Genomic DNA, 23751 nt, shown 5'->3' with positions numbered 1-23751 from the left:
GCCGGGGAGGTTCCTGGGCGTTGCCAGGGGCGCGCAGGCGGCGCGTGTTGTGACAGCGACCCCGCTCCGTTACAGTTCCGTGATTGCAGCCCCGTACCTGGTACCGACCTGCACCAGGCGGGACAGTAAGCCGACACCTGTGGCCGTGAGAGGACCGTGATGACTGCACCCGGGTACGGTGCCCCGCCGGGCGGACAGGCGCCACAGCCCCCTCCCCCGGCTCCCCCGGGAGCGGTCAGGAGCTACGGCGTGTGGCCCAGCCAGACGGGCACGCCCCCGGCAGGTGGACCTGCACGCACTCAGGCCCCCAGCGGGCAGGCCCCTCCGGGACGACAGCCTCCGGGGCAGGTGCCTCCTGCGCCTCCCCCACCTCCTCCTGCGCCTCCGTCCGCGCCTGGCCCGGCCCCCGCGCCCGGCGGGGAGCTGGGCCTGGAGTGGTGGGAGGTCCTGGGGGCACGGCTGCGCCGGTGGCGCGGCCTGGCAGTACTGCGCCGCCTCCAGGTGCTGGCCGTGTGGGCGGCGCTGCCGCTGGTGGCCGCGGCGGTGGTGGTGGTGCCCTCCCTGCGCTACAGCCTCGGGGCGTGGGCGGGGTGCCTGTGGGTGGTGGTGGCCTGGTTCTGGCTGGCACGCACCAAGTCGGTGCCGTGGCAGCTGGTCTCGGTGGTGTTTGCCGTCTCGGCACCCTGGGCGGGAGTGGTGGCCTGGGTGTCGTCACGGCTGGTGGAGGCCGCCGATGTCTCGATGAGGTCCGTAGAGGCGCAGGTGGTGGCGGCTCCACTGGTCGAGGAGCTGGGCAAGCTGGTGCCGCTGATGGTCCTGGCCGTGGTAGCGCCGGGACGGGTACGGCGTCTGCTGGTGTCCGACTGGCTGGTGCTGGGCGTGGCCTGCGGTGCCGGGTTCATGGCGATGGAGGAGGGCGCCAGGCGGCTTGCCTACACGGAGGCTACCGGGCTGGTGTGGACCACGATGGACCGGGCGTTCTGCTCCGTGACCAGCGGCTCCAACATGATGGAGTGCATGGGGGCGACGACCTTCGGCCTGTCGCCCTTTTCCGGGGAGTCGCCGGCCGCTCTGTCCTTTGGCGGGCACGCGGTGGTCACCGGCCTGGTGGCGGCGGCCACCGGAGTGGGACGCCACCTGTGGTGGCGCTCCCAGCACCTGAAGGGCACGCCGCGCCAGGCGGCAGCCCTGCGGGCCGTCAGCGTGGTGCTGCCCGTGCTGACCTGGTGGGTGGCAGTGGTTGACCACGCGGGGCGCAACGCCTCTACCGAGAACCTGACCTGGGCCAATACCAAAGGCGAGGCGCCCTCACTCGTGGTCGGGATCACCAGCACGCTCACCGGCGGGGGCGCGGGGCGCGGATGGCTGCTGCTGGCGGTGCTGGTGGCGGCCGCCGTCCTGGACGCGCGCATCCTGTGGGCAGGCGGGTACTCCACCAAGCTCCTGGAGGACGTCGGCGTGTACGACGGCGCCGTGGGCGGGGGCTGGCTGGGCGTGTGGCGGTGGCGGCGGATGGCCGCCCTGCCGCCTACCCGGTGGGGCCGGTGGAGGGCGGACGTGGTGGACGCGCTGCTCCTGCCCCTGGTCGAGGCGCGCCTGGCCTGGCGCGCCCTGGCAGCGGGTAAGGCGCTGGGGCGACACCGGCTGGCGGCCCGCACCGTGGTGGGGCTGCGCCAGGCGCGCGAGCTGGCCGCACGCGGGGTCGCTGACAGCGGCCCCGGCCGCTGGTCCGTGGTAGCCCTGGCGCTAGTGGTCTCGGTGGTGGGGGTGGTGGTGCTGGCCGGGGTGCCGTCCCTGGCAGGCGGGCTGCGTGAGTCGCTGACCGCCCCGGGCGGGGTGAGCCTGGCCAGCGTGCTGGACGCGCTGGGCACGTGGTGGGAGTCCCTGTCGCCCCTGGAGCAGGGCCTGCTCATGGTCGCCCTGGGCGCGGCCGTGGTCGCCACCGGCGGCTCCCTGTCACTGGCCTTCACCGCAGGCACCTCCCTGGCCATGCTGGACTCGGCCCACACCGCCGCCGACCTGGCACGCGACCCCAAGGGCACCGTCTCCTCCTACCTGGCCACCCACACCCCCGCCGAGATCGCCGCCGACACCACCCTGTGGCTGACCACCAAGGCCCTCGGCGGAGCCCTGGGCGCCGCCGGAGGCCTCCTGGCCCACCACGCAGCCCAGGACCTGGCCGAGCCCCGCCTGTGGCGCAACGCCTCCCTGCTCGACGACCTCCTGCCCGGCCACGGACTCGCACCCGCCTACCCCCACCCCGCACCAGACCCCCGCACCCTGCACCGCGCCCACCACAGCACCCACCACACACACACGACAGGCACAGCCGGGACAGGCGGCACACGCCGGGCCAGGCCCCAGCCACCGCCCAGCAAGCGCCCCGGCCAGGGAGTCAACCGAGGCGACGGACACGACCGCTACGGGTTGTTTGCTCGCAGGAACGAGGGCTCCCACGGCTACGACCACTCCGAGTGGCAGGGACGCGAGGACTTCCGTCGCCAGATGGATCAGTTTGGTACGCCCCTGCGGGAGATGGTCGCCGAAAGGCGCGTCGCACGGGTGGCAGGTATGAGGTACGACCGCTACTACGATGGCTTCGCCCAGAGGCAGGACGGCACCTGGGTCGGCATCGAGGTCAAGCACGGAAGCTCACCATACGGAGGGGACCAGTCGGCCTTCGACGCCCTGGTCTCCCCCGACAAACCCGCACACGCCACCCTCCCCGACGGCAGGACCATCAAGATCATCGACGTCATCTACGAGGAAGTCCCCAGGCAGTAGCCTGGCTGACCACACCCGGCACCCTCCCAGCACAGCCACGACACGGTAAGGAGAGATCACCCATGAGGAAGTTCGTCACCTGGGACGTCGACACCAGGTTCGGGCGCGGCGAGATGTTCAAGGTCCGCCAGACCCCGGAGATCATCGCCGACGAGATCACTCAGAGCCTGACCGTGCCCACCTACCTGACAGGCGGTCCCCGCTTCTCCCTGGGGGTGCGCCCCCTGCCCGAGGGCATGGACTTCCCCGACGACCTGCCCGAGGACCACCCCTACCGGCACGCCTACATGCAGGCCGCAGGCTCCCACCAGGCCATGACCGTCGAGCTGCGCGTACCCGACCCGGCAGACGGCTACACCCACTACACCGTCGCCCGCCACCCCGTCACAGACCCCGACTCATGGGTCCCCCTGACCTGGGACAACGGCGGCAACCAGCCCTTCACCACCCACGTCCACCCCGAGGAGGTCTTCACCGGCCACCAGGCCGCACCCCTCTTCCGCGCCTACATCCTCCACGACACCACACCACCACCCCACCTCCTCCGCCAGCTCGACATCTAGGACACCACCAGCAGCAGACAGTAAGGACCACCATGGGAGTTGACCACATGGTCATTACCGTCACGTCCCAGCAGCAGATGCTCGACGCCGACACGTTCCTGCGCGAGGCCCAGAACAGGTGGCCCGGCTGCAGGGCATTCAGGTGGGACCCCACCACCCACATCACCGACGCCACAGTCGTCTCCCCACCCGACGCGCCCCCCCTTCTCCGTCAGGCACTTCCCCCACAACCGGATGGTCTCCACCAACGCCCACCCCCAGGTCGCCGCCGAGGTCGCCGCCTGGGTACGCTCCCTGCACCCCGACCCCAGCCTCGTCCTGTGGTACACCGACCAGGGCTTCACCGGCCACACCGTCCTGACCCCCGGCATCACCCCCACCCAGATAGACCACCAGTGGGTCGACCACCACGACCACGACCCCGAGCAGGAGTACCCCCACTACTTCCACTAGACACCCACACGCCCCCTGGCAGGCGCGGTGACCCGGCCCCGCGATCCGGACCAGCCCACCACCCCGTCACAGACCCCGACTCATGAGTCCCCCTGACCTGGGACAACGGCGGCAACCAGCCCTTCACCACCCACGTCCACCCCGAGGAGGTCCTCACAGGCCACCAGGCCGCACCCCTCTTCCGCACCTACATCCTTCACGACACCACACCACCACCCCACCTCCTCTGCCACCTCGACATCTAGCCACCCAGAACCACGCGGGGCTCTGGATGCCACCCCCCGCAAACCACACTACAGTGACGCCCACCACCCTTGACCACCCTCAGGCAACGCTCTACTATTGGTTTCATCAGTCCCCCCGCCGCCTCTCGACGATGCGCACTGCGGGGGCCCTCTCTTTTCACCAGAAATCCCTGACAGTGCCCAGCCCCTACCTGAGCCTTGACGACCGACTCGCTTATCTTCGCAGCCACGGCTACGTCCACGGCAATGACGAGATATCCGCAAGATCCCGCTCATTTCTAGCAGATGTTAACTTTCACTACTATCTGGGCTACGCCCGCAACTACCGGACGCTAGTCCGCAAAGGCCTGGCAGAGTTTCACGGAGCAGCAGACAGAATTATCGACATTATCGAACTCGACCACCAACTCGCTGAACACACATATACGGCAGTCAGAATCTTTGAGTGGCGTCTTCGTGCTCATTTTGTCATAGAACACTGCAGACACCACCCGCCCACGGAGTGCTTCCTGTCCCCAGGCCACTTCACTTCCCGCTCCACCGGGGGCAAGCCGACTTCCGCCCGAGTCAGGGAGGAGATTCTTCGTTCACGAGAGCCCTACATCCTCGAGCAGTTCGCGGCCCACGCTAGAACCTGCGGCGCACCGTAGCAGGGCTCTCCCAGCCTCCTGGACAAGGCTCAACAGAGCGAGGTGCTGAAGTCACTCCCCATATGGGCTGTCGTTGACAGCTGGTCTCTCGGCCTCCTCACCGATGTCATCATGGAGACCCGACCCGGGAAACAACAGCCGGAAACGCCTCCGTGGAAGTCTGTCGCACAGGCTTTTGGCATCTCTAACCAGGTACTCGACACCCAACTGCGCAGCCTCATCGTGCTACGCAACATGATTGCGCATCACTCCCGCCTCTGGATGCGCCCCGCAACCCGCGCGCCAAAAAAGCCCAAGATCTACCGAAGACGAGCCCGCAACGTCCAGGACAGAAGTCTCTACACCGTCCTGCTCGCACTCGCGTCCTTCCTGCGTTCTGACAGCCGGGACACGGTGTTCCTCGACAAGGTGGACAGGCTCCTTGAGTCCAACAAGATCTTTGCACAGGGGATACGAAGCCCACTGACCACTTCCGAGCCTCCCCGCTGAGAGGCCTGTCTCACCCTGGTATGCACCCACTACCTGCCAGCAGAACTGCACATCTTCACCCTGGACGAGGGGCGGGCACCTCATGAAACTGGCGGAACTGCGGAAGGAGCACCAGCGGGGACCCAGCAGTCCGGAGGTGAAGATGTGCAGCACGCTCTCTTCTGCACATTTTCACCCTGCTGCGACACCTGGAACGGTCCTTCACCCGCACCAGGTCGCCAAAAATGCCAGCAGCCACCATGCCAAGCAGCCTGAAGATGTGCAACAGATGATCCACGCCCACAGCCCCCCACGAAGCGGACACACCTCGGCTACTCCAACCCCCGTCTAGGCTGGGCACATGCCTGACACCCGGAGCACCACCGCCCCCTACCCGCTCCCCACCCGGGTCTCCGCCATCTTCGACCCCACCCGGTGGCGCGACGTGCCTGAGGCGAGCGGTGCCACCAGCACCACCGGCACCGTGGACGGTACCGCCGGAGCAGCCAGCACTCCCCCAGCCCTGAGCGACGTCACCTACCACCGCGGCTGCGTGCGCGACGCCGAGGGCACCTGGCTGCGGGACCTGCCCGTGGTCCGGGTGGCGGTCAACCGCCCGGAGGTGCGCAACGCCTTCCGCCCGCGCACCGTCGACGAGCTGTACCGGGTCCTCGACCACGCCCGCACCAGCGGTGACGTGGGGGCGGTCATCCTCACCGGCAATGGGCCGAGCCCACGCGACGGCGGCTGGGCCTTCTCCTCCGGAGGCGACCAGCGGGTCCGCGGGCGCGACGGCTACCTCTACGAGCGACAGGACGCCGAGGACTCCCCCACCAGTGCCGTCGGCCACGACCATGATGCTGACGTCGCCGCAGCACGCCAACGCGTGGACACTGCTCGCGCCGGGCGCCTTCACATCCTGGAGGTTCAGCGCCTCATCCGCACCATGCCCAAGGTCGTCATCGCCGCCGTCCCCGGCTGGGCCGCCGGCGGCGGGCACAGTCTCAACGTGGTGTGCGACCTGTCCCTGGCCTCCGTCGAGCACGCGCGCTTCAAGCAGACCGACGCCGACGTGGGCTCCTTTGACGCCGGCTACGGCTCGGCGCTGCTGGCCCGGCAGGTGGGCGACAAGCGCGCCCGGGAGATCTTCTTCCTCGCCCGCACCTACGACGCGGTGACGGCGCAGCACTGGGGCGTGGTCAACGAGGCTGTCCCTCACGCCGAGCTGGAGGAGCGGGCGCTGGAGGTGGCCGCGACGGTGGTGAGCAAGTCCCCCCAGGCGATCCGGATGCTCAAACTCGCCTTCAACCTGGCTGACGACGGCCTGGCGGGCCAGCAGGTCTTCGCCGGGGAGGCCACCCGCCTGGCCTACATGACGCAGGAGGCTGCCGAGGGCCGCGACGCCTTCCTCCAGCGGCGCGCCCCGGACTGGTCGCCGTTCCCCTACTACTTCTGACACTACTTCTGCCTGCTTCTGAGTATCCCCGGTGCCCCCGGCCCCTCCCGGCAGCGGCTCCACAGCCGCCGCCGCAGACGCCCCTGCGGACGACGCCGCGCGCCCGCGCCAGCCTGGACGCCCTGGAGCAACCGTGGCATCGTTGCGCCGACCACGACGCGCAGCACTGCGGGCGCCTGGTCACTGCCGCCGTGGCGCCAACGCCCCACCACCCCGGAGGTTCTCATGCCCACCTGGATCACCCGCCTTCTCGGCTCGACTGAGCCGTCACGCCGCCGTCTCGGCGTGGCTGCGCTGGTCGGCCTCATCGGCGGCACCTTCTCCGCCCTGGTCAAGTTCGGCTGGGAGGTGCCCTTCCCTCCGCGCACACCGGGTATCCGCTCGGACACGAACCCGCCTCAGGCCATGCTGGAGTGGTTCGGCATGTCACCGGAGACCTCGCACCTGACGGTGACCTTCTCCCACAACGAGCTGCCGATCATGTCCTTCATCGTGCACTTCGGCTTCGCGATCGTCTTCGGCCTGGTCTACTGCGTCGCGGCGGAGTACTTCCCGAGGATCAAGATGTGGCAGGGCGCCGTCTTCGGGGTCTTCGTGTACGTGGGCGCGCACGTGGTTGTCATGCCGCTGCTGGGCTGGGCACCCAACCCCTTCCCCTGGGTCGACGGCGCCCAGACATGGTCGGAGCACTTCTCGGAACTCTTTGGCCACATCGTGTGGATGTGGTCCATTGAGATCGTGCGCCGCGACCTACGCAACCGCATCACTCACGAGCCCGACGCCGAGGTCCCCGTCACGGCCAGCACCCGCTGACTCGCCTCGCCGAGCCTCCCCCTGTGAGGTCCTCCCACCTCCTGACGGCGGCTCCCGCCCCGGTCACCTGGCCGGGCGGGAGCCGCCGTCATCACCGCTGCCCGGGCTCTCAGCGGCCCAGAAAGGAGAGAATATGGCGGCGTAGCCGCTGGAACTCGGGGGCGGCCTCGTCGCGCCCCAGCCCTTCGGGCACGCGGATGTCCTCCACCACGTGCGCCGGCCTCTCGGAGAGCACGACCACGCGGTTGGACAGGCGCAGCGCCTCCTCCACGTCGTGAGTCACCAGCACGGCGGTGAAGCCCTGTGAGGCCCACAGACTGGCGATCTCGTCCTGCAGGGCGAGGCGGGTCAACGCGTCGAGCTTGCCGAAGGGCTCATCCAGCAGGAACAGGCGAGGCCGGTTGACCAGTGCCCGGGCCAGGGCCGCACGCTGCGCCATACCGCCGGACAGGGTGGCCGGGTAGGCATCGGCGAAGTCCCGCAGCCCCACCACCTGCAGCGCGGCCTCAACCCGGCGGGGCTCCACGCGTCCACGGGCCTGCGGCCCCAGGGCGACGTTGTCCCGCACGGTGCGCCAGGGCAGGAGGGTGGCGTCCTGAAAGGCCAGCGCCCGCTCAGGGGCTGGCCCTGTCACGGCCTCCCCATCGACGATGACTCTGCCCTCGCTGGGGGTCTCCAGGCCGGACAGGAGCCGCAGGACTGTGGACTTGCCGCAGCCCGACTGTCCCACCAGGGACACGAACTCTCCCGCATCAATGTTGAGGTCGATGCCGTTCAGCACCGGCAGCTGTGCGGGCTTGGCCCCCTCGGCCTCATGGCGGGCTCGGGCTGCCGGGGAGACCAACCGCATCAGTGCCGGGACCCAGCCGTGGTCGATGTTGCGGCGCAACGGGTACTGATGGCTGACACCGGCCAGGCCCACCCGTGCCCCTCGGGGCGTGGGACCGGCGCCAGCGGGAGCTCCTGCGGAGCCCGTCCGCGTTGATGTAGAGGCTGTGGCGGCAGAAGCGACGGAGGACGTCGAGGCAGCCATGTCTCACCACCTCACTAGGTTCTGCTGCCATGCCAGCAGCGAGGAGCGCAGCGTGAACAGCAGGATCATCAGGGCGCGGCAGAAGAGGACCAGCACGGCCAGGCCCACGTACATACGTGGGTAGTCGGCCCAGCCCTTGACCCAGTTGATGTACCAGGCGAGCCCCTGGTCAACACCCACCAGCTCAGCGGTCATCAGCGCGGCCAGGCTCGTGCCCAGGCCCGTGAACAGGCCGGTGAGCATGTCCGGCAGGGCGGCCGGGACAGCGACGCGACGCACCAGGAAGGACTCGTTGGCCCCGAGGGTGCGGGCGACGTCGACATAGGTTCGCGGGACAGAGCGCACTCCGGCACGGGTCATGGTCGCCATAGGGAACCAGGCGCCGAAGGCGACGATGAAGGTGGCCGAGGCGTACGTCGTCGGCAGGACGAGCACCGCCAGCGGCAGCAGCGAGGCCGCAGGCACCGGCCCGACCGTCTGCAGCAGAGGGTGCAGCCAGTAGTCGGCCCGCCGCGACCACCCCATGAGCAGACCGGTGACAAACCCCAGGACGGAGCCGATGGCGTATCCGGTCAGGAACAGCAGCGCGGAGGAGCCCAGGCACCTTGCCAGCAGCGTCCAGTCGTCGGTCAGCGCCTCAATGAGTACCTCCGGGGCGACAAAGTACGGAGGATCGAGCAGCCCGGTCTTGACCGTGGTCAGTTGCCAGAGGGTGAACCAGGCTCCGAAGAACACGACCCAGGACAGCCGGTGAGCCAGTGCCCCCGCCGCACCCCCTCCCGGACGGGCCGCAGCCACCGCCGTCCACGCTCCCAGCACCAGGACCCAGGCGCTGACCAGGGCGAGCAGCGGAGCCGTGTCCGCGCTGCGTGCCCCGGCGACATCGGGTACCAGGGCGACGACGACGGCGTACAGCACCCAGACGGCCAGCCCTGCCGCCGCGACCCGGCTCTGGCGGGCGTGCCAGGCCTGGCCTCTGGGGGACCTGGGCGCCGTGGACACGGGTGGTGGCGTGGGGGCGTCGGCCGCAGCCGTCGTCGCAGCAGGGGCGGTGTCCCCTGCTGCCTCAGCCGTCCGCACCTCGGCGGTCATCGGGTGATCCCCAGGTCCGCGTAGACGGTGTCAGCAAGCTCAGCAGCATCAACATCGGCGTCAATGTAGCCGGTGGTCTTGAAGTCCTCAATGCCCGGCTCGATAGCCTCACGGAAGGCTGTCGCCGAGGCGCGCCAGCCGTAGGTCTCCAGCACCTGCTCCACCAGGGACTGGTCGGCGGCCACATAGCTGTTGTCCACCTCGATCCTGGCAATCTCCTTACGGTTCGCCTCGGAGGCGGCCAGGTAGTCCGCCCCTCTCAGCCACGCCTCGGTCAGCGCCCTGGCCTCCTCGGGGCGGCGGGAGACGAAGTCACCGTTGAGGGCTACCGCGCAGCAGAAGGGCTCGTCATCGTTGGACTCGATCACGTGGGCGGCACCGTCGAACACGGGCAGCAGCGGCGCCGGGTCCGAGCCCATGATCGCGTCGACGTCGCCGTTGGTCAGGCGGGTACCCAGTGAGTCCTCGTCGATAGTGGTCCAGGTGATGTCTCCGTGCTCGGGATCCACGTCGATGCCGGCCCTGGCCAGGCCGATCGAGAAGTAGGCGAAGGCCGAGGAGGACAGGGAGGGGACTCCGATGGTGGCTCCCTTGAGGTCTGCGTAGGAGGAGATGGGGGAGTCGTTGGCGACCACGAGCTGGAGGCAGCCGGAGTGGACGCCGGCGGTCAGCCTGGCGTTGATGCCGTTGTAGATGGGCTCAAGCCAGGAGAAGAAGATGCCGGGGGCGCCGATGTACCTCCCGGCGCTGAGGGCGTCCTTGGTGTCCTCGGTGCGCTGGGTGCGCGCGAGCGTGACGTTGAGGCCAGCGTCGTCGAAGTAACCCTGGTGGTAGGCGGCGTACAGCGGGGCGGCGCAGATGTCGCCGCCGATGACCAGCGGCAGCTCCTCAGCGGCGCCGACGACGCCCTGGTTGGAGCGACGCAGGGTGAGCCAGGAGCCCACGCCGACCACGGCCGCAGCGGCGAGCCCGCCGACGGCCAGCAGTCGGCGGCGTGACGGACGGGAGCCGCTGTTCTCGGGCTGCGGAGGCTCTTCTTGGGCGAGGATGTCGGCGGCGTTGTCGGCGGTCACGTCACCAAGGTCGCCGCCAGGGTCATCACCAAGGTCGCCGCCAGGGTCAAGGCCGGGGGCGCTGGGGTCGGGCTCCTGGACGGGGCTGTCAGGGGTGTGATCTGGTCCGGTGGTGCTGTCGGGGGTAGGCATGTGGGGTCTCCTCAGGACACGAGGGCTGCCACCAGGGGGCAACCGTTGACAAGGGGGAGTGTCCGGGGCTGGAGGTGCTGCCAGGCGCAGGCGGACGCCACCACTGCGACCACGTCTCAACAAGGGTTGTGTCGTCACCCTCCGCCATCGTGGGCACCGCGTCATCAAGCGGCCCGCGCGACCGAGCACAGGACACGGTGTCATGAGCCGGAGCGCGCCAGGGCGAGGCGTCAACGGGGCCAGAAGGGCGGGGCTTGGGAAGCAGTCGGGCTAGAACGCGGGCGTCACGTGTAACGGACGGGGTTCAGCGCGCCTGACAGCAGCGACACAGACACATGCAACACACGACCGCGAGCGCCTGTGCACCGCCAGTGGTCCGAGTTGCCGCGTGGATGTCCACCATGGTGGTGACGTTAGCCCTCTTTGACGGCGCGATGCAAGCCGTCGCCCCGTCTCCTCCAACCTGCTTGGTCTCACACCCCGGCCGGGCGGGCAGGCAGGCGACCACCCCGACAGCCACACAGGTAACGACTCAGGTCGCGACGCGGGAGACGCGGAGATCGCGCCAGTTCCGTCAGGCCGCCACCAGGAGGAGAGCCAGGGCCAGGGTGACGCCGTAGGCCAGCTCGTACAGCCCGGCGTCGCGCAGGGCCGGGACCAGTGCCCCTCCCCTCGCCCCGGCCACAACCGGCCGCAGCGTCCGGGCAGCCATCACGCCCAGCACAACGGCCAGCACCGTCACGGCCGCGAGCAGCACCCAGACTGACCCGCCCGACGTGCCCGCCTCCCTCACCCCGCCCAGGTCGGCACGCGCCCACAGGACCGCCGCCACCGCCAGCACCACGGGTGCGCACACCATGGCCACGAAGGCTCGGCGGGCACCCCGCTCCCCCAGGCGCACCGCCAGTGTCATCTTCCCGTGCCGCGGGTCGGTGGCGATGTCACGCAGGTTGTTGACCATGAGGAGCGAGCAGGCGATGAGCCCGATCCCGCAGGCGGCCAGCCACAGCCACCCGGGCACGTTGCCGTCCTGCACGTAGGCGGTCCCCGCAGTGGCGACCAGGCCGAAGAAGACAAAGACGAACACCTCCCCCAGGCCCATGTAGCCGTAGGGCCGCGACCCGCCGGTGTAGAACCAGGCGGCCGCCACCGCTGCCGCTCCCACGCCCAGCAGCCACCACTGGCCCGCCAGTGCCACGAGCACCAGCCCCAGCACGCCGGCCAGGGCGAAGCACCCGAGGGCGGCGTACTTCACCGAGCGCGGGTCCACCTGCCCGGAGGCGGTGAGACGGGGCGGCCCGGTCCGGTCGTCGTCGGTACCGCGCACCCCGTCGGAGTAGTCGTTGGCGAGGTTGGAGCCGACCTGGAGGGCCAGGGCCACGCCCGCAGCCAGCAGGCAGCGCGGCAGCGACGCGGTTCCCAGGGCCGCAGCGGCACCCGAGCCCAGGACGACGGGGGCGACAGCTGCTGGCAGGGTGCGCAGCCGCACGACCTCCGCCCAGCTCGTGGCGTCACCGGTACCGCCCACACCACCAGTGCCGTGTGTGCCCTTGTTCTCCCCCACAGTTCTCCCCACCTCGCACCCCTGCTGTCCTGGCGCCCTGCTGCCCTGGCACAGCGACCTTAGCACCGGTGGCAGCACCGGTGGCACCAGTGCCGACACTGGCGTCGCTGGCGGGCAGGCCCACCACCGGGCACCCCACCCTGTGGTCTCACGCGGGAGCACCCGCCCCGCACGACGCCGTTGGGGCCGGACGTAGGAGCCGCTGTGGTCCAGGCACAGGAGCGCAGGGAACCAGCGGGCGCCCTCAGGAGCGGGACAGGAGCACCTGTACCGCCCGACGGTCCACCTTGCCCGGACCCCGCAGGGGCAGGGAGTCGAGGACCTCGACACGCTTGGGGGCGTGGGTCCCCCCCAGCCGCTCCCGGGCACAACGGCGCACTGCGCCCCCATCCAGGACCGCCCCCGGCTGGAGGACCACCGCTGCCGCCACCACTGTGCCCCACTCCTGGTCCGGGACGCCGACCACGCAGGCCTCGGCGACCTCCTCGATACCTGTCAGGACATCCTCCACCTCCCGGGGGTCCACCTTGACCCCGCCGGTGTTGATGAGACCGTCCGCCCGGCCCAGCACCACCAGGCGGCCGTCCTCCAGCCGCCCCCGGTCCGAGGTCGCCAGGACCCGTACCGTCCCTGTCCCGCCCTCGTCGGGCAACTCGCCGGGCAGCGCAGTAGGCAGAAGATGGAAGCCCGGACGGAGCGCCACCGGCAGCCTGGTCCCCGGCCGCCACAGGGGCGTGCTGTCCTCCTGGCGAGCGGCACCCTGCCCGGTACCGCCCGCCAGGGGGGCACCGTGGTACCGGGCTCCCTGCTGGATGTCACAGGCACCGGCCCTGCTCCCATCCCCGACGTAGCCGCTGGCCAGGACGGGACCGCGCAGGAGGATCCGGTCCTCGGCGTCGAGCGCCACCTCGACGCCGTCCAGGGGGAGGCCGTCGTAGACGCACCCGCCTGCTGTCTCGCTGGCCCCGTAGGTCGTGACCAGGGGGGTGCCAGCCGCCCGTGCCCGGGACAGGAGCGTGGGGGATGTGGCGGCTCCGCCCAGGAGGACCGCCTTTGTCCTGCTCAGCAGCCTGGTGGTCTCCTCGTCCTGGAGGGCACGCACCAGCTGGGTGGGCACCAGGGAGAGGTACACCGGGTCGCGCCCCCTCAGCGCCCGGTGCAGGGCACCTGCCAGGGCCGGGACGCGGAATCCTGTGGAGGTGTCAACCACGAGGGGGGCTGTCCCGGCCAGCACGGAGCGGACCAGGACCTGCAGGCCCGCTACGTGGTGGGCGGGCAGCGCCAGCACCCACCTGCCCGCTGCCCCCAGACGGGCGTGCGTGGCCCGGGCCGAGGCCACCAGGGAGCGGGCGCTGACGGCCACGAGGCGGCCGGTACCGGTGGAGGAGCCGGAGGTGCGCAGGACCAGGTCGGTCCCGGGCGGGACCCCGCGCAGGCGGCGGCACATGTCGGCCTCAGCCTCCACCGGGTCCTCCTGCGGCCCGACCGGCACCAGCACCGGCAGGCGGCTCGTCTGCGGGCGGGCCTCCCCGGGCTCTACCAGCCCCCGGGCCACCAGGCGCTCAGCCAGGAGGGCACGCAGCCTCATGACGTCCTGTGCCCTGGTACCCCCGGTAACCAGGCGGACGGGGAGGGAGCTGGAGGGGTCGTGCACCCGGCAAGTCTCCCACTGTGCCGTCCAGGTGGGCCGCAGCGGGACACGGGACAGCGGCCAGACCAGAACGAGCAGCAACAGCCCAGACCGGCCACCCGGACCAGCCTGCCGACCGTCAGATACCCTCCCTGCCGTCGGCTACGCGGCCCGTGGGGGGATAAAGGCTGCCATCAGCTCGGTGCGCGGGCGCAGGCCTCGACGGGCCTGCTTGTCCACCAGCCCCATCATCACCAGGGTGTTGACGTCCCGGGTGATAGTCTTGGGGGTCTTACCCCCGTACGCCTGGGCGAGCTCAGGGGTGAGCACGGCTACTTCTCCCACCGGCGTCCACCGGTCCGGCGGAAGAGCCAGGACCAGGTCACGCATCCGCGTCCTGGCAACCGTGTGCTGACCGTGGAAGCGCTCGTGGACGTAGGACTGCCACATAATCGTCAGTTGGGACGACTGAACCGTCCTGATCTGCTCGCGCAGCCCGTCAACAAGCCCCTGGACGGCGTAGTGCACGAACTCCTCCACCGGGTAGCCTTTAGCACGGCTGGTGCGCTCCAGGACCGCGTAGTACATGTCTCGGGTCCTGTTGTAGTGGTTTGACAGCAGGTGCGCCGCAGGAACAGGCACCCCTGTACGCAGCAGCAGCTCAAACTCCAGAAGACGAGCAATCCTCCCGTTACCGTCGCTGAAAGGGTGGATCCACGTCATGTACAGGTGCGCCAGGACAGCAAGGACAACCGCCTGGGGTTGACGCATGGAGTGGCCGACTGCCCCCAGGCTGTCAAGCTCACGGTTCATCCACTCACACAGTCTGTCCACCAGGTAGTCGCAGTCCTCCGACGGCGCCCCGCGGTACCGACCCACCACGACACTGTGGGTACGGAAGCGGCCAGGCTCCAGGTCCTCCTTCTGCGGCTGACCGACCATGAGACGCGCGTGCTGCTCCTTGAGCCGCTCCGGGCTCAGCGGCTGGGGTGTGCCGCTCACACACTCCTCAGCAATGTCATTGAACAGGGAGATCAGGTTCTCGATCTCCTGGCGCTGGTAGGCCCGCGACGGCGGCGTGTCATCAGCACCATCAATGATCGCCCGCACCTCCTTCTCAGTCAGAGTATTGCCCTCAATGCTGGTGGTCCCGTGGGCGCCGCGCTCCAGGCTCAGGAGACTCAGCTCCCGAGCGACTTCTGGGGGCAGTGCCGAGCCTGCCAGGTGCTCACACTTCGAAGCCGCCTCACCCAGCAGCACCCACGTCTCGGGCCGAAGCCTGTCCGCTCGAAAGGTGAAGGTAATCCATGGATGAGTCTTGGTGTACTGCCTCTCTCCCGCCATGACCACGATTATAACCCCCTTTTTTGTCCATGAGACTGTCCACCCGTGAGCGCCAGTCCAGCTCCGACCGAGCACCCGTCTCCGCCTACTGTCAGTCAGCCACAGCTGGGCGACTGGCCAGAAGCGGCTCAGGCACAGGCGCCGTGTCAGGTGCTAAGCCCCCGGCTCGGTGTTACGTACTGGTGAGTTCATCGGGTGAGGTCGGGGTCGGGTCTTAGCGGCTCAGGCCTCGGTTGTGCTTCCGGTTTCTGGTGGGGGTCTGGCGTGGGGTGGGGGGCCGTCTGGGTGGCTTGGGTGGTGATCCTGGCCAGGACCTCCTCGCGGGTCAGGGGCCGGGGTGGCTGGTCCGGCCTGGCCGGGGTGGCGCCCGTCTGGGGTGGCTGGCCTGCCTGGGGCTGTGCTGGTGGTGTGCGTGCGGCGGTGGTGGGTGGGTGGGGGAAGGAGGCCTGGCGCAGGCGGGCGGTTCGCTCGCGCAGGCGGGCGGTGCGGGAGAGGTCGGCCCCGGCGGGGGCCTCCTTGCTCCGGGCCGGGGTGGCGGGCTGGGCCTGGGCGGGTGGTGGGTCCCAGGGGGCACGGTCGGTGGCGAGGGTGGCGGCGACGTGGGTGGGGGTCCATGGTGGCCCCCGGGGGCTGGTCGCACTCATCTGCTCCCGGGTGCGGGGCTCCAGCACCACCTGGCCGTGGCGCAGGTCCTGGGCCAGGGCCGGGGAGGCGGTGAGCACCGCGCGCAGGAGGAGGCGCACGTACGCCCTCTGGTCGGCTGGGACGGCCAGGGCGGCCTGCTCCAGGACGGTGGCCACAGGCTTGTTCTGGGGGCCGAGAGAGGAGCTGACCGCCCCGTGGCCCAGGGAGGGCCACCCCTCGGTGGTGGTGGCGGGCTGGGAGGGGCCGTAGGTGACCTGGTCGGACTCGTGGAGCACCACCAGCGCCCGGTCCACCTCAGCCGCCCTGGCCCGCGCGTCCTCCCAGGAGAGCTGGTGCACACGAGTCAGGTCATCCACGACCTTGTCCATGAACTTCTTGCGGTCCCTCGCAGTGCTGCTGGGGTTGGGCTGGCGGTCGAGCTGGCGGGTGAACTCGGGGGCCAGGACCCGGGTGGAGGCGTGGTGGCCGGTGTGGAAGAACACCTCCACCGGGGTGGCCGAGTGCCACGCCAGCGGGCTCGCCGGGGCAGCCACCGACCCCTCCCACACCAGGACCTCCTGCCCGCCCGCCCTGCCGGGGGTGAACATGTCAGAGGCCACCAGGGCAGCGCCATCGCCGCCCCCGCCGCTGTGGCCGGGGACCGGCCCACCACCGGGCACACCGCCGCTGCTGCTGCCCGCGGGCCCAGCAGCGGAGGCGGGAGCGGTGGGACCTGCGGGGCGCCCGCGCCTGCGCAGCCGGTCCCGCCAGCGCCCGGCCATCAGGACCCCGCCCCCGGGCCGCCGCCTGTCCCGTCGCTGCCGGTGCCCGGGTCGCCTGCGGCGATGGTGGCGGCGACCTGCGCGGCGGCGGCGGAGAAGTCCTCCCACAGGGTGTGCTCCTGGGCCTGGGCCAGGAAGGTGAGGTGCGCGGTGGCGTCCTCGATGCCCACCTGGTCCAGGCTGACCCGGCCCGTGAAGCAGTAGGCCGGGGTCAGCCCGTAGACCTGCCCCGCCCCCAGCACTCCGAGGTGCTCTATCGCCCAGTCAGCCACCAGCACCCCGGTGTCGTCGTCATCGATCGTGTCCCTGCGGGGGGAGGCCAGGGTGGTGCACCCCATGCGCTCGCGCATCACCGCCTCCGACATCCTGGAGGCACTGACCGCGTCGGGGTAGACGGTTCCCAGGGCGGGGGTGACGTCCAGGGCGGGGCCGGAGACCTCCCCCCACAGCCTCATGGTCCCCATCGCGGAACGGGCCAGGCACCACCACCGCTGGCTGGGGAACGGCACAGGGGTCCCCTCCAGCCAGGCCTCCACCACCGGCACCCACCGGTAGGGGTCAGTGAACCACCACCGCCCCTGCCCGAACCCGTCGAACCCGAACCGCTCCCACAGGTGCAGCACCGACGCGGGCAGCACCCCACCAAAGTAGCCCACGTGCTCGTCCGTGGCCGGGGCACCCACACCCATCGGCGACCACCCCTGGTACGCCAGCATGCCGTCCATGTTCGCGTCCACCCACTCCGGCGTGGCGTGCAGCCACGCCTGGTACCACTCCTCCTTGCTCATCCGCATAACCAGACCGTAACCCCTGCCACACCACCGTGACAACCCCCAGACCCAAAACCCCACCCAGGCACCCCCAGACAGGGGCGCCCCCAGGGACACGACCCCCGTGACCCCTGCCCCCGCGCCTGCGGGAGTGGCACCGAGGAGCTCCGCACCGTCCCGACTTGGGAACGAGCAGCGGGGCTCTGGCGATGAGGCCTCAGACATGGAACCGGTTAACCGCAGGCCACCAGGAGTGCCTCACGCAGCCGCCAGAACAAGCCCGCCAGCTGGGCTAGGCTGGAGTCATGCGCGCTGCCCTCTTCGTCCTGGCGTTCGCCCTCCAGCTGTACGCCCTGCTGGACTGCGCCCGTACCCCTGATGAGAACATGCCCGCGCGCATGCCCAAGTTCATGTGGGTGGCCCTCATCATCCTTGTTCCCACGGTCGGTGCCATCGCCTGGATCATCGTCAGCAGGGTCAGCGCTGCCGAGCGGCGCGGCGGGTACGTGGAGCCGACAGTCTGGTCCTCCAAAGAGGGGACGTCCTTCCGCCGCCCGGAGCGCCCACGCCCCCTGGCCCCGGACGACGACACCGACTTCCTGCGTGACCTGGAGCAGGACCTGCGTCGCCGTCGGCACCACCCCGACACCCCGGACACCACCGCGCAGGGTCGGAACGCCCGGGAGCCATCGGACACTCAGAGCACTCGGGACACCCAGAGCGCCTCAGACCAGGCGGGCACCGGCGGCGCGGCTGACGGGAAGGGCCAGGAGAAGGCCCAGAAGAAGGGTCAGGACTCATCGGACCCGTCACCCTCAGACCCAGACGGTGTGTCGGGACCGTCAGACGACCCCGACACCGGGAGCGCCCCCCGCGAGCCGTAAGTCCCGCAAGTACTGTAGTGCCGTTGACGCTCTGGCGCTCGTGGCGCTCACGGCAGCACCGCAGGAGCGCCGCCCGGCCAGGGGGTGGTGTCGACGTCGTAGCCGTGGGCGGCGGCGTGGACCAGCCAGTCTGCGGGCAGCCAGCTGCGGTCCACCAGCTGGGGGTGGGCAGGCATGTAGCGCGTCGCCCAGAGCACCAGGACCAGCTCGGCCCACTGCGCCCGCAGCATCCAGCGGGCCGACCCGTGGGCGTTGGCCGCAGCCATGACCACCTCGCCGGTGGTGGTGAGCCTGACCTCCTGGACCTCGGCGAAGGGGACCGGCATGACCCCCTCCCCCGTCGCCAGGTAGATGCCGTGGGTGGACACGCTCAGCCGTGCGTCGGCCACGTGCCTCCACCTCTCCACGGCATCAGCCTGGGCAGCCTGACGACGGCGCCGGTTGAGGTAGGCCTGGCCGCCGAGGAACGCGGCGCTCAGTGCCAGCCCCACCGGCCCGCCCGCCAGGAAGAAGCCGCGCGAGGGGGCGTAGGTGGCGTCACCACGCCGCCACATGAGCAGCCTGGCGTCGCAGCTGGCGAGCATGACCTCGTCGGGCGCGAGGACGCGCCTCACCGGGTCGATGACCGGGGAGACCGGGTTGGGCCGCCTGCCCCGGCGCACAGCCGTGAGCACGGCGGCGGTGTTCCACCAGACAAAGTCCTGCCCGGTCCACTGCCGCCTCGGCAGCGGCCGTGAGCCCCTCCCGGACGGAGGCTGCTGGGTCACACCCGCCCCCGAGGCACCTGGGCGGCCGAGGTGCCCGGCGCCATGTCCCGTGCCTGGCGCAGCAGGTCACCCGCAGGCTCCCAGTAGGCCAGTCCCACCAGGGTCGAGTCCTCAAAGGTCAGGGAGGTCACCGAGGCCAGGGAGCACTGCCGCCGTCGGGGGTCGTGGGCCAGGGGACGCCTCTCCAGGAAGAGCCGCAGGGACCACACGGGCAGCTGGTGGGAGACCAGCAGGGCCTCGTGCCCCCGGGCGGCCGCCAGCGCGGAGGCGACCGCCGCGCGCATGCGCCCCACGATCTCGACGTAGGGCTCCCCCCAGGAGGGGCGCCACGGGTTGACGTAGGAGCGCCACAGCCCCGGCTGGGCCAGCACCCAGCGGCTGCGGCTGACGGCCAGGCCCTCAAACTGGTTGCCCGCCTCGATCAGCCGCGGGTCGGTACCTGCCGTGAGCCCGAAGGCCTGGGCGGTGGGGGCACCGGTCTCCTGGGCACGCTCCAGGGGCGAGGTGATGACATGGGTGATGTCGTGGTCCGAGGAGGACAGGACGTCGGCAACCTGACGGGCCATCTGCTGACCGAGGGCGGAGAGGTGGTAGCCGGGCAGGCGCCCGTAGAGGACGCCCTCGGGGTTGTGGACCTCACCGTGGCGCATCAGGTGGATCGTGGTTTGCACCATGGCCCCATCCTCTCACGACGAGCCCACCACGCCGCCCAGCTCCGACACGACCGGCGCACCCAGTCGACAGACCCTCTCCACGACCGGCACGTCCGGCGGCCCGCCCACAAGGGTGTGTTCCAGCCAGCAGCCCGGCCACCAGCGGCACAGGCCGCCCGTCCACCAGGCTGCCCGGATGGCGGGCCAGTCCCAGCGCCAGGAACCCGGGTCCCGTATCGTGGGCACCATGACGACTCGCAGTGCATGGGGTCTCGGTCTGGCAACCGTGACCGACGACGGCAACACTCTCGACGTGTGGTACCCGCGCCCGGTCCTGGGCACCGAGCCTGAGGACGGCCACGCCGACCTCCTGGCCACCCTGACCGCCATGGAGCGTCGTGACGAGGCCCGGGGCGTGCACACGACTGTGGTGCGCACCTGGGCCGACCTGGATGACGCCCCGCTGACGGTGGCGGGGGCCTACCTGCGGCTGCACGTCCTGTCCCACAGGCTGTGCCAGCCCAACACCGTCAACCTTGACGGCGTCTTCTCCAGCCTCCCCCACGTGGTGTGGACCTCCGCCGGCCCCTGCTCCGCAGAGGACTTCGAGGAGACCCGCACCCGTCTCCTGTCCGCCCTGGGCCGCCCCGTCCAGGTGCTGTCGGTAGACAAGTTCCCCCGGATGACAGACTACGTCCTGCCCTCGGGCGTGCGTATCGGTAACGCGGCGAACGTGCGCCTGGGCGCCTACCTCGCTGAGGGGACGACGGTCATGCACGCGGGCTTCGTCAACTACAACGCGGGAACGCTGGGGCGCTCCATGGTGGAGGGGCGCATCTCCCAGGGGGTCGTCATCGGTGACGGGTCGGACATCGGTGGCGGCGCCTCGACGATGGGGGTGCTGTCCAGCGGGGGCAGCCAGCAGGTCTCCCTGGGGGAGCGCTGCCTCCTGGGCGCCAACTCCGGGCTCGGTATCCCGCTGGGTGACGACTGCGTGGTCGAGGCCGGCCTCTACCTCACTGCCGGCACCAAGGTCTCCCTCATGCCGCAGGGCGGGGTGGTCCCCGGCCAGCACGGCCTGTTCAAGGAGCCCCGTGTCGTTGCCGCTCGCGAGCTCGCTGGCGCCTCCAACGTCCTGTTCCGGCGCAATTCCCAGTCCGGAGCCGTAGAGGCGTTGGCGCGCGGCGGCAAGGGCATCGAGTTCAGCACCGGCCGGTAGGCTGGACGCACCGTGCCCGGGGCGACCCGCCCACCAGCCCCGGGCACGGCCCGGGAACGAGGCACCGACGCCCCACCGGGAGGCTGCTGCCCGCTCAGGCCTGTGGCTTGTGGGCGACGACGGCGATGCCCACCATGTCCTTCTCGTAGCGCCTGAAGGTGCGACGCATCTCCAGGATCCTCTGGCGCAGCGGCCTGTCCCGCGCCACGTTGCGCAGGATCCGCAGGACCCCTCCCAGGCCCTCGTCACGGACGTTGCGACTCATCCTGAGCAGCGCCATCGGCGCCGTGCCCACCCAGTCCACCTCCAGGCCCGCCTCCTCCAGCAGCCGCTTCCAGGCGGCAGCAGTCATGGGACGGGCGTTGACGTGGATGGCGCGGGCCAGGTCCTGGCGCAGCCGGGTGTAGTAGGCCTCGTCAATGTCGTCAGGGGTGACACCCAGCTCGTGGATGGCGTAGCGGCCTCCGGGGCGCAGCACCCGGGCCGCCTCGGCCACGATCTCTGCCTTGCCCTTGTCCCCCTGCATGGTGAGCATGGCCTCACCGACGACGACGTCCGCACTGGCGTCAGCAAGCCCGGTCCGGGCCGCCTCCCCCTGGCGGACGCTGCCACGGTCCCCGACCACGGCGGCCACCCGCCGCGCGGCGTCAGGGTCACGGTCGATGGCGGTGTAGGAGGCGGGGCCAGCCTTGATGACCTCGGCGGCGGTGCGTCCCAGTCCGGGTGCGAGCTCGACGACGTCGGCGCCTCTGAGGCCAGCGTGGTCCAGCATGGCTGCCGACAACGCGGCACCGCCGGGGCGCAGGACACGCTTGCCAGCACGGGCAAGCACCCAGTGACCGGGAGCGGCGGACACCGGACGGTCGGCGTAGGGCAGGGCAGGCTCGCCGCCCCGCGCAGCGGCGGGACCAGCAGGAGCCGGGCTGGCGGTCGGGCGTCCAGGAGTCTCGTCTCCGGGGGTCTCGGGGGCAGGGCGCTGCTGAGTCATGTGGATAGTCTAACCTCAGACAACCGGCTGTCCCAGGCCCTGCCAACCTTTCTGGACCCCGCCGCCCTGAGCGGGAGGGACGCCCTCAGACCCGGGGAACCCGGTCCAGGGTCGCCTCGCCCGCACGGGTGGCCGGGTAGTCACCGTGCGCGTGGCGACGGCGGTGCATGGCCACGTAGTGGCGCTCGGTGTAGCCGTCGTAGACCTGGCGGGGGCGACCGATACGCTTGGTCGGGTCGGCGATCATCTCGCGGTACTGGGCGATCCAGCCAGGCAGCCGCCCCAGGGCGAACAACGGGGTGAACATCTTGGTAGGGAAGCCCATGGCCTGGTAGATGAGCCCTGTGTAGAAGTCCACGTTGGGGTAGAGCCTGCGGGAGACGAAGTAGTCGTCGCGCAAGGCGACCTCCTCCAGCTCCATGGCGATCTCCAGCTTCCGGTCCCCGTCGCTGCTGCCCAGCCGGGTCAAGACGTCGTGCGCGGTCTCCTTGACGATGGCCGCTCGTGGGTCGTAGTTCTTGTAGACCCGGTGGCCGAAACCCATGAGTCGCACGCCGTCCTCCCTGTCCTTGACCTTGCGGACAAACTCCGAGGTGGACATGCCTGAGGACTGGATCGTGTCCAGCATGCGCAGCACCGCCTCGTTGGCGCCCCCGTGGAGCGGGCCGGACAGGGCGCCGACTCCTGCCGCCACCGAGGCGTACATGTTGGCGTCGGAGGAGCCCACCAAGCGCACCGTGGACGTGGAGCAGTTCTGCTCGTGGTCGGCATGGAGGATGAGCAGCATGTCCAGGGCGCGCACCACGACCGGGTCGATGTCGTAGGACTGGTAGGGCATGCCGAAGGTCAGGCGGAGGAAGTCCTCGACGTAGGCGCGCTGGGGGTCCGGGTAGAGCAGGGGCAGGCCGACAGCACGGCGCGCGATGTAGCTGATCATGGTGGGTACCTTGGCCAGCAGCAGGACGGTCGCCAGCTCGCGCTCGTAGGGGACGTGCGGGTTGAGGGTGTCCTCGTAGTAGGTGGCCAGGCCTGAGACACCCGCCTGGAGGATAGCCATCGGGTGCCCCGAGGAGGGGAAGGAGGTGAAGAAGCTGCGGAAGTCCTCGTGCAGCAGGCGGTGGCGCTTGATGCGGCGGTCCATCCGTTCGAAGGCCTCGCGGTCAGGCAGCTCGCCGTAGATGAGCAGGTAGGCGACCTCCAGGAAGGTCGAGGACTTGGCCAGCTCCTCGATCGGGTAGCCACGGTAGCGCAGGATCCCGGCAGCCCCGTCGATATAGGTGATCTGCGAGGCGCAGGACGCCGTGTTGGTGAAGCCAGGGTCCAAGGTCACCATCCCGGTGCTGGCCAGGAGCCGAGAGACGCTCAGCCCGTCCGAGCCCTCCGTGGCGGGCACGCGGGGCAGCTCCAGCTCCTGGGCGCCAACCGTGAGCAGGCCCGACGCCGCAGCAGCGCTGGCAGCAGGGTCTCCAGCCCGGGCAGACAACGCGGCTGCCTGGCCTTCCGGCTGCGAGGGCGCAGTGGGGGACGTGCTCGTCATGGTGCCTCCTCGGTCATCGGCTCCGGCCGACGGTGTGCCTGGGCCAGCCTGCGCTGCACGATGCGCTGCAAGCAGGCCGGTTGTCGTGCTCCCCCGGGCAGGAGGCCCGGGGCATTGGTCCTACTCTACGGGCTCCTGGGACCTTCCGGCTCCCGTGTCCGTCCCCCGTCAGCAACCCCGCAGAGTTCCCGACACCTCAAACAACTCAAACAACTCGCCCCACCACC

21 protein-coding genes and 1 pseudogene are annotated in these 23751 nt (G+C 70.4%); 9 read left to right on the top strand and 13 right to left on the bottom strand.

What is annotated here, in order from left to right:
* The first annotated feature begins 348 nt into the window (after positions 1 to 348).
* The 6 genes from CWS50_RS13775 to CWS50_RS02155 all read left to right on the top strand — a co-directional run bounded on the left by CWS50_RS13775 (position 349) and on the right by CWS50_RS02155 (position 6619).
* On the top strand, positions 349 to 2784 hold the full coding sequence (locus CWS50_RS13775) for a PrsW family intramembrane metalloprotease (protein ID WP_127841483.1): 2436 nt from the start codon (positions 349 to 351) through the stop codon (positions 2782 to 2784).
* Between the two features lie 62 nt (positions 2785 to 2846).
* Positions 2847 to 3347 carry an NTP pyrophosphohydrolase gene (locus CWS50_RS02175; RefSeq protein ID WP_127841482.1) on the top strand — a complete coding sequence of 167 codons (501 nt, stop codon included), beginning with the start codon at positions 2847 to 2849 and terminating at the stop codon, positions 3345 to 3347.
* A 234-nt stretch (positions 3348 to 3581) separates the two neighbouring features.
* On the top strand, positions 3582 to 3800 hold the full coding sequence (locus tag CWS50_RS02170) for a hypothetical protein (RefSeq protein ID WP_127841481.1): 219 nt from the start codon (positions 3582 to 3584) through the stop codon (positions 3798 to 3800).
* Between the two features lie 298 nt (positions 3801 to 4098).
* Entirely contained in the window at positions 4099 to 4695 is a 597-nt protein-coding gene (locus tag CWS50_RS13930) for an Abi family protein (protein WP_164860052.1), read from the top strand.
* 42 nt (positions 4696 to 4737) lie between these two features.
* Positions 4738 to 5184 carry an Abi family protein gene (locus CWS50_RS13925; RefSeq protein WP_164860051.1) on the top strand — a complete coding sequence of 149 codons (447 nt, stop codon included), beginning with the start codon at positions 4738 to 4740 and terminating at the stop codon, positions 5182 to 5184.
* A 340-nt stretch (positions 5185 to 5524) separates the two neighbouring features.
* A complete protein-coding gene (locus CWS50_RS02155; RefSeq protein WP_127841478.1) occupies positions 5525 to 6619 on the top strand; it encodes a 1,4-dihydroxy-2-naphthoyl-CoA synthase in 1095 nt (364 codons plus the stop codon).
* A 2-nt stretch (positions 6620 to 6621) separates the two neighbouring features.
* Here the strand turns inward: CWS50_RS02155 and CWS50_RS02150 are convergent, their stop codons facing one another.
* The gene (locus CWS50_RS02150; protein WP_127841477.1) at positions 6622 to 6846 is read right to left on the bottom strand and encodes a hypothetical protein; all 225 of its coding nucleotides are present in this window, start codon (positions 6844 to 6846) and stop codon (positions 6622 to 6624) included.
* Between CWS50_RS02150 and CWS50_RS02145 the strand changes: the two genes are divergently transcribed.
* Positions 6845 to 7432, top strand: a complete 588-nt coding sequence (locus CWS50_RS02145) for a YagU family protein (protein ID WP_127841476.1) — start codon at positions 6845 to 6847, stop codon at positions 7430 to 7432. The genes CWS50_RS02150 and CWS50_RS02145 overlap by 2 nt on opposite strands.
* Positions 7433 to 7541: 109 nt before the next feature.
* Here CWS50_RS02145 and CWS50_RS02140 read toward each other — a convergent pair whose 3' ends face one another.
* From CWS50_RS02140 to CWS50_RS02105, 8 genes are all read right to left on the bottom strand, one after another.
* Positions 7542 to 8465 carry an ABC transporter ATP-binding protein gene (locus tag CWS50_RS02140; RefSeq protein ID WP_127841475.1) on the bottom strand — a complete coding sequence of 308 codons (924 nt, stop codon included), beginning with the start codon at positions 8463 to 8465 and terminating at the stop codon, positions 7542 to 7544.
* Between the two features lie 3 nt (positions 8466 to 8468).
* Positions 8469 to 9557 (bottom strand): ABC transporter permease, encoded by a 1089-nt coding sequence (locus CWS50_RS02135; RefSeq protein ID WP_127841474.1) that lies wholly within the window; start codon positions 9555 to 9557, stop codon positions 8469 to 8471.
* Entirely contained in the window at positions 9554 to 10762 is a 1209-nt protein-coding gene (locus CWS50_RS02130) for an ABC transporter substrate-binding protein (protein ID WP_127841473.1), read from the bottom strand. Before CWS50_RS02130 ends, CWS50_RS02135 begins: the two co-directional genes overlap by 4 nt.
* Before the next feature lie 574 nt (positions 10763 to 11336).
* Positions 11337 to 12326 (bottom strand): 1,4-dihydroxy-2-naphthoate polyprenyltransferase, encoded by a 990-nt coding sequence (locus tag CWS50_RS02125; RefSeq protein ID WP_243118416.1) that lies wholly within the window; start codon positions 12324 to 12326, stop codon positions 11337 to 11339.
* 244 nt (positions 12327 to 12570) lie between these two features.
* Entirely contained in the window at positions 12571 to 13980 is a 1410-nt protein-coding gene (locus CWS50_RS02120; protein ID WP_243118415.1) for an AMP-binding protein, read from the bottom strand.
* A gap of 138 nt (positions 13981 to 14118) precedes the next feature.
* A complete protein-coding gene (locus CWS50_RS02115; RefSeq protein WP_127841472.1) occupies positions 14119 to 15300 on the bottom strand; it encodes a Fic family protein in 1182 nt (393 codons plus the stop codon).
* A 188-nt stretch (positions 15301 to 15488) separates the two neighbouring features.
* On the bottom strand, positions 15489 to 16706 hold the full coding sequence (locus tag CWS50_RS13770; protein WP_127841471.1) for a polymorphic toxin type 15 domain-containing protein: 1218 nt from the start codon (positions 16704 to 16706) through the stop codon (positions 15489 to 15491).
* Positions 16706 to 17500, bottom strand: coding sequence for a GAD-like domain-containing protein (locus CWS50_RS02105; protein ID WP_164860050.1), 795 nt, complete (start codon positions 17498 to 17500; stop codon positions 16706 to 16708). The genes CWS50_RS13770 and CWS50_RS02105 overlap by 1 nt, the downstream gene beginning before the upstream one ends.
* Before the next feature lie 281 nt (positions 17501 to 17781).
* Here CWS50_RS02105 and CWS50_RS13360 point away from each other — a divergent pair.
* Positions 17782 to 18124: pseudogene (locus CWS50_RS13360) on the top strand (PLD nuclease N-terminal domain-containing protein); the annotation flags it as partial.
* A gap of 283 nt (positions 18125 to 18407) precedes the next feature.
* Here the strand turns inward: CWS50_RS13360 and CWS50_RS02095 are convergent.
* Positions 18408 to 19127, bottom strand: a complete 720-nt coding sequence (locus CWS50_RS02095; RefSeq protein WP_127841468.1) for a hypothetical protein — start codon at positions 19125 to 19127, stop codon at positions 18408 to 18410.
* The gene (locus CWS50_RS02090) at positions 19124 to 19801 is read right to left on the bottom strand and encodes a histidine phosphatase family protein (protein WP_127841467.1); all 678 of its coding nucleotides are present in this window, start codon (positions 19799 to 19801) and stop codon (positions 19124 to 19126) included. The genes CWS50_RS02095 and CWS50_RS02090 overlap by 4 nt, the downstream gene beginning before the upstream one ends.
* A 226-nt stretch (positions 19802 to 20027) precedes the next feature.
* On the opposite strand from CWS50_RS02090, the gene dapD reads away from it, so the two are divergent.
* On the top strand, positions 20028 to 20999 hold the full coding sequence (dapD, locus tag CWS50_RS02085; protein ID WP_127841466.1) for a 2,3,4,5-tetrahydropyridine-2,6-dicarboxylate N-succinyltransferase: 972 nt from the start codon (positions 20028 to 20030) through the stop codon (positions 20997 to 20999).
* A 94-nt stretch (positions 21000 to 21093) separates the two neighbouring features.
* Here dapD and CWS50_RS02080 read toward each other — a convergent pair whose 3' ends face one another.
* Together CWS50_RS02080 and CWS50_RS02075 are read right to left on the bottom strand one after the other, a co-directional pair.
* Entirely contained in the window at positions 21094 to 21987 is an 894-nt protein-coding gene (locus CWS50_RS02080) for a class I SAM-dependent methyltransferase (RefSeq protein ID WP_127841465.1), read from the bottom strand.
* Positions 21988 to 22072: 85 nt separating this feature from the next.
* On the bottom strand, positions 22073 to 23524 hold the full coding sequence (locus CWS50_RS02075; protein ID WP_127841464.1) for a citrate synthase: 1452 nt from the start codon (positions 23522 to 23524) through the stop codon (positions 22073 to 22075).
* Positions 23525 to 23751 lie beyond the last annotated feature (227 nt).

It is taken from the genome of Actinomyces wuliandei (assembly GCF_004010955.1).
Lineage (GTDB): Bacteria > Actinomycetota > Actinomycetes > Actinomycetales > Actinomycetaceae > Actinomyces > Actinomyces wuliandei.
The sequence above is the reverse complement of the archived record's forward strand: the minus strand, read 5'-3'. Positions and strand labels throughout refer to the sequence as shown.

Coding starts and splice junctions, on each gene's coding strand:
- CWS50_RS02175 (WP_127841482.1), top strand. CDS start 2,847: ATGAGGAAGTTCGTCACCTGGGACGTCGACACCAGGTTCGGGCGCGGC.
- CWS50_RS02170 (WP_127841481.1), top strand. CDS start 3,582: ATGGTCTCCACCAACGCCCACCCCCAGGTCGCCGCCGAGGTCGCCGCC.
- CWS50_RS02155 (WP_127841478.1), top strand. CDS start 5,525: ATGCCTGACACCCGGAGCACCACCGCCCCCTACCCGCTCCCCACCCGG.
- CWS50_RS02145 (WP_127841476.1), top strand. CDS start 6,845: ATGCCCACCTGGATCACCCGCCTTCTCGGCTCGACTGAGCCGTCACGC.
- CWS50_RS02150 (WP_127841477.1), bottom strand. CDS start 6,846: ATGAGAACCTCCGGGGTGGTGGGGCGTTGGCGCCACGGCGGCAGTGAC.
- CWS50_RS02140 (WP_127841475.1), bottom strand. CDS start 8,465: ATGGCTGCCTCGACGTCCTCCGTCGCTTCTGCCGCCACAGCCTCTACA.
- CWS50_RS02135 (WP_127841474.1), bottom strand. CDS start 9,557: ATGACCGCCGAGGTGCGGACGGCTGAGGCAGCAGGGGACACCGCCCCT.
- CWS50_RS02130 (WP_127841473.1), bottom strand. CDS start 10,762: ATGCCTACCCCCGACAGCACCACCGGACCAGATCACACCCCTGACAGC.
- CWS50_RS02115 (WP_127841472.1), bottom strand. CDS start 15,300: ATGGCGGGAGAGAGGCAGTACACCAAGACTCATCCATGGATTACCTTC.
- CWS50_RS13770 (WP_127841471.1), bottom strand. CDS start 16,706: ATGGCCGGGCGCTGGCGGGACCGGCTGCGCAGGCGCGGGCGCCCCGCA.
- CWS50_RS02105 (WP_164860050.1), bottom strand. CDS start 17,500: ATGCGGATGAGCAAGGAGGAGTGGTACCAGGCGTGGCTGCACGCCACG.
- CWS50_RS02090 (WP_127841467.1), bottom strand. CDS start 19,801: ATGGTGCAAACCACGATCCACCTGATGCGCCACGGTGAGGTCCACAAC.
- dapD (WP_127841466.1), top strand. CDS start 20,028: ATGACGACTCGCAGTGCATGGGGTCTCGGTCTGGCAACCGTGACCGAC.
- CWS50_RS02080 (WP_127841465.1), bottom strand. CDS start 21,987: ATGACTCAGCAGCGCCCTGCCCCCGAGACCCCCGGAGACGAGACTCCT.
- CWS50_RS02075 (WP_127841464.1), bottom strand. CDS start 23,524: ATGACGAGCACGTCCCCCACTGCGCCCTCGCAGCCGGAAGGCCAGGCA.